Origin of the sequence: Pseudonocardia sp., assembly GCF_025965585.1 — a bacterium.
GTDB lineage: Bacteria > Actinomycetota > Actinomycetes > Mycobacteriales > Pseudonocardiaceae > Pseudonocardia.
In genome coordinates, this window is the sequence record NZ_JAOPWR010000076.1 from 1 (window position 1) to 3,092 (window position 3,092).

Sequence of the window (3,092 nt, forward strand, 5' to 3'; positions counted from 1 at the left end):
GCGAAGATGCCAGCGAAGTACGAAGGAACCCGGCAGTGTCCGACGAGAGCCGGGTCAATGGGTCGGGCCGGTCGTTTCCACCGACGCCTGAAGGCGCCGCAGCAACGTCGAGAGTGTGCTGAGCTCGCTGTTCCTGAGGTCGTGGGTGAGTTCGCGCAGGTACCGGCGGTGCCGCGGCAGGAACCCCTCGAGGAACTCCGTACCCGCGACGCTGACTCGCACGATGCGCGACCGCGCGTCGCGCCCGCGGTGGCGCTCCGCGAGACCTCGTTCGACGAGATGGTTCACGATCCCCGAGAGGTTGGTCGCGCGGAGCGCGACGAGCTGGCTCAGTTCGCTCATCGGGAGGCCCCGGCTGGCCCACCCGGATTTACTTCAGCCGTTGTAGTATCTCCGGGAAGAGATTGACAGCCGGCCGCCCGACTGTCAACGAACCGCATCCCCGACGGACCGGGGCAGCGCCCGGGCAACGTCCGTCAGAACGTCAGCCGGGACGAGGACTCGACGGGAGCGTCGGCCTCCTTGACCGATTGCATCAGGCGCTCCAGCAGGCTGGTCAGCTGCTCGCGTTGGCGCAGGCTCAGCCCCCCGGTGAGCGACTGGAGGTAGCGCCAGTGCCCCGGCAGGAAGCCCGCCAGGAACTCCTGCCCCGCCGTGGTGAGGTCGACCAGGAACGACCGCCGGTCGTCGGGGTTGAGCTGCCGATCCACCAGGGACTTCCCCGCCAGACCGTCGACCACGCTGGTGAGGTTGGCCGGGCGGACCGAGACGGCGTCGGCCAACTCGCCCATCGCGAGTGGCCTGCCGGCACGGTGCAGCACGCTGATGACGTTGAACTGCGCGAGGTTCAACCCGTGCGGGCTCAGCTCCGCGGTGTGCGCCCGATCGAACACCGTGACCGCCCGGTAGAGCATCAGGGTGAGCTGGAGGACGCCGGGATCCAGCTCCACCCCGTACTCCGCGGCCGACCGTGCCACCTGGTCGGACACCGACAGACCGGTGTCCCCGCCCGACGCCATACGCACTCCCCCTCGACCTGCTCCGAGCCGTGAAAGTTCAGCGGCGAGCCTATCAAGGTGCTGATTTTTATCGTTCACGACCAGGATACTCACCCTTGACGATAGTTATAAATCATGACTAATGTCCTGCGTGCAGTGGCCGGATTCCGGGTCACCGAAGGAGGTTCCCGTGGCAGAGTTGCTCGGAATCGGACTGTCGCACTACCCGCCCTTCAGTGGCACCGACGACGACATGGCCGGCATCCTGCGCCGGACCCTGCAGGACCCCGCGATCCCGGAGCGCGAGAAGGACCCGGCCAACTGGCCGGAGCTGATGCGCCGCGAATGGGGTTCCGACGAGGGCCGCGCCTCCGCGGCGGAGCACCGGGCCGCGTTGATCAAGGGCTTCGAGCGCACCAGACAGGCATTGGACGACTTCGAGCCGGACGTCGTCCTGGTCTGGGGTGACGACCAGTACGAGAACTTCCGCGACGACATCATCCCGCCCTACGCGGTACTCGCCTACGACGACGTCGACGTCCGCCCCTGGGCGCACGCGGCCGAGTCCTCGGACATGGCGGGCCGGGCCAACATCTGGGGCGAAGCCGCGGACACGACGATCACCGTCAAGGGCCGTCCGGACATCGGCCGCCATCTCGCCACCCACCTGCTCGAGCGCGGGGTCGACGTCCCCTACGCCTACCGGCAGCTGCACCACCCCGGCCTGCCGCACGCGTTCCTGAACGCGGTGCTCTACCTCGACTACCACCGCGTCGGCTTCGAGTATCCGGTGCTGCCGTTCCCGATCAACTGCTACGGCCGCCGCGTGGTCAGCTACCAGGGCTTCATGAGCCGCTTCGACGACGTCCGCGAGCTGGACCCACCGTCACCGCGGCCGTCCCGCATGGTCGACATCGGCGGTACCGTCGCGGAGATCCTCGCCGAGTCCCCGTGGCGGGTCGCGCTGGTCGCCTCCTCGAGCTGGTCGCACGCGTTCATCTGCGACAAGACTTGGCGGCTGCGACCCGACACCCCCAGCGACCGCGCCCTCTACGACCACCTCGTTGCCGGGGATGTCGACGCCTGGCGGTTGGTCCCGCTCGACGACGTCGAGGCGGCCGGCCAGCAGGAACTCCTCAACTGGTTCCCGCTGCTCGGCGCGATGGACCGCATCGGCCGGCCGGTGCCGACGTGGTCGGAGTTCACCGAGACCGACGTCTTCAACTCCAACAAGGTCTTCGCCACCTACGAGCCGTGACGCACGTGCATCGGGACACCATGCAAGCACTCCTCGGCTCCGACTGAGAAACGCCCGACCCATCGGGTATCTCACGTCTTCTTCCGACCACTACAGATCGAGCGGCACTGCCCCGGCCGCCACCTCCCCCGCTCGGGCCCGGCCGCCGTTTCCCGGCCGAGCTCCTCCGAATCCGAGTGCTCGTCCGAGGGCGCGACGCACGCGAAGGGAACCACCCATGACCGAGAACAACCTCACCCATTTCTTCTGACGTGTGTCGCCCCTGAGGAGGGAGTTCACCACATGACGAACTTTCCGTACGAGCTCCCCGGCACCGACGATGCTTATTATCTGCCGGCAGCCGAGGGACCGCGCGTGGTCTCCTTCGACGCGCTCGTCACCACGAAGGCCCGAAAACTGGAGACGGGCGGCGACTTCTCACTCATCGAGATGGCAGGCACCCAGGGCACTGACGCGCCGCCCCATTCGCACGCCGGGGAAGCCGAGGCCTTCTTCATCCTCGATGGGCAGGTCCGTGTCTGGGTCTCCGACCTGGAGCAGCTCATGAACGTGGGTGACTTCATCCGAATCCCCAAGGGCGCGCCGCACAAGTTCCGGATCGAGTCGTCGTTCGCCCGCTTCCTGTGCTTCATCAGCCCTGGTGGGTTCGAGCAGTTCTTCGGCGATCTCGGCGCGACCACCCAGAAGTACCTGCCGCCCGACCGTGGCGAGGGTGGCGACTTCCCCACGGAAGAGCGTCTCGCCGAGGTGGCCGAGAAGTTCGACTGGCACCTGGAGGCCGAGTGGGATCCGGAGCGCCGCAAGCAGAACTCCCCCGATGCCTGACCCCGGTGGAC

General features: G+C 67.5%; 4 protein-coding genes. 2 read left to right on the forward strand and 2 right to left on the reverse strand.

Annotated elements, in window-relative coordinates:
* Positions 1-54 precede the first annotated feature (54 nt).
* Positions 55-342 carry a hypothetical protein gene (locus tag JWR81_RS04870; protein WP_297647042.1) on the reverse strand — a complete coding sequence of 96 codons (288 nt, stop codon included), beginning with the start codon at positions 340-342 and terminating at the stop codon, positions 55-57.
* A gap of 134 nt (positions 343-476) precedes the next feature.
* A complete protein-coding gene (locus JWR81_RS04875) occupies positions 477-1,019 on the reverse strand; it encodes a MarR family winged helix-turn-helix transcriptional regulator (RefSeq protein WP_297647045.1) in 543 nt (180 codons plus the stop codon).
* A 169-nt stretch (positions 1,020-1,188) separates the two neighbouring features.
* On the opposite strand from JWR81_RS04875, the gene JWR81_RS04880 reads away from it, so the two are divergent.
* Entirely contained in the window at positions 1,189-2,256 is a 1,068-nt protein-coding gene (locus tag JWR81_RS04880) for an extradiol ring-cleavage dioxygenase (RefSeq protein WP_297647048.1), read from the forward strand.
* Positions 2,257-2,538: 282 nt separating this feature from the next.
* On the forward strand, positions 2,539-3,081 hold the full coding sequence (locus tag JWR81_RS04885; RefSeq protein ID WP_297647052.1) for a quercetin 2,3-dioxygenase: 543 nt from the start codon (positions 2,539-2,541) through the stop codon (positions 3,079-3,081).
* The last annotated feature ends 11 nt before the right edge of the window (positions 3,082-3,092 follow it).

Bases quoted from the DNA above. Each gene is read 5' to 3' on its own strand.
- JWR81_RS04870 (WP_297647042.1), bottom strand. From the start codon at position 342: ATGAGCGAACTGAGCCAGCTCGTCGCGCTCCGCGCGACCAACCTCTCG.
- JWR81_RS04875 (WP_297647045.1), bottom strand. From the start codon at position 1,019: ATGGCGTCGGGCGGGGACACCGGTCTGTCGGTGTCCGACCAGGTGGCA.
- JWR81_RS04885 (WP_297647052.1), top strand. From the start codon at position 2,539: ATGACGAACTTTCCGTACGAGCTCCCCGGCACCGACGATGCTTATTAT.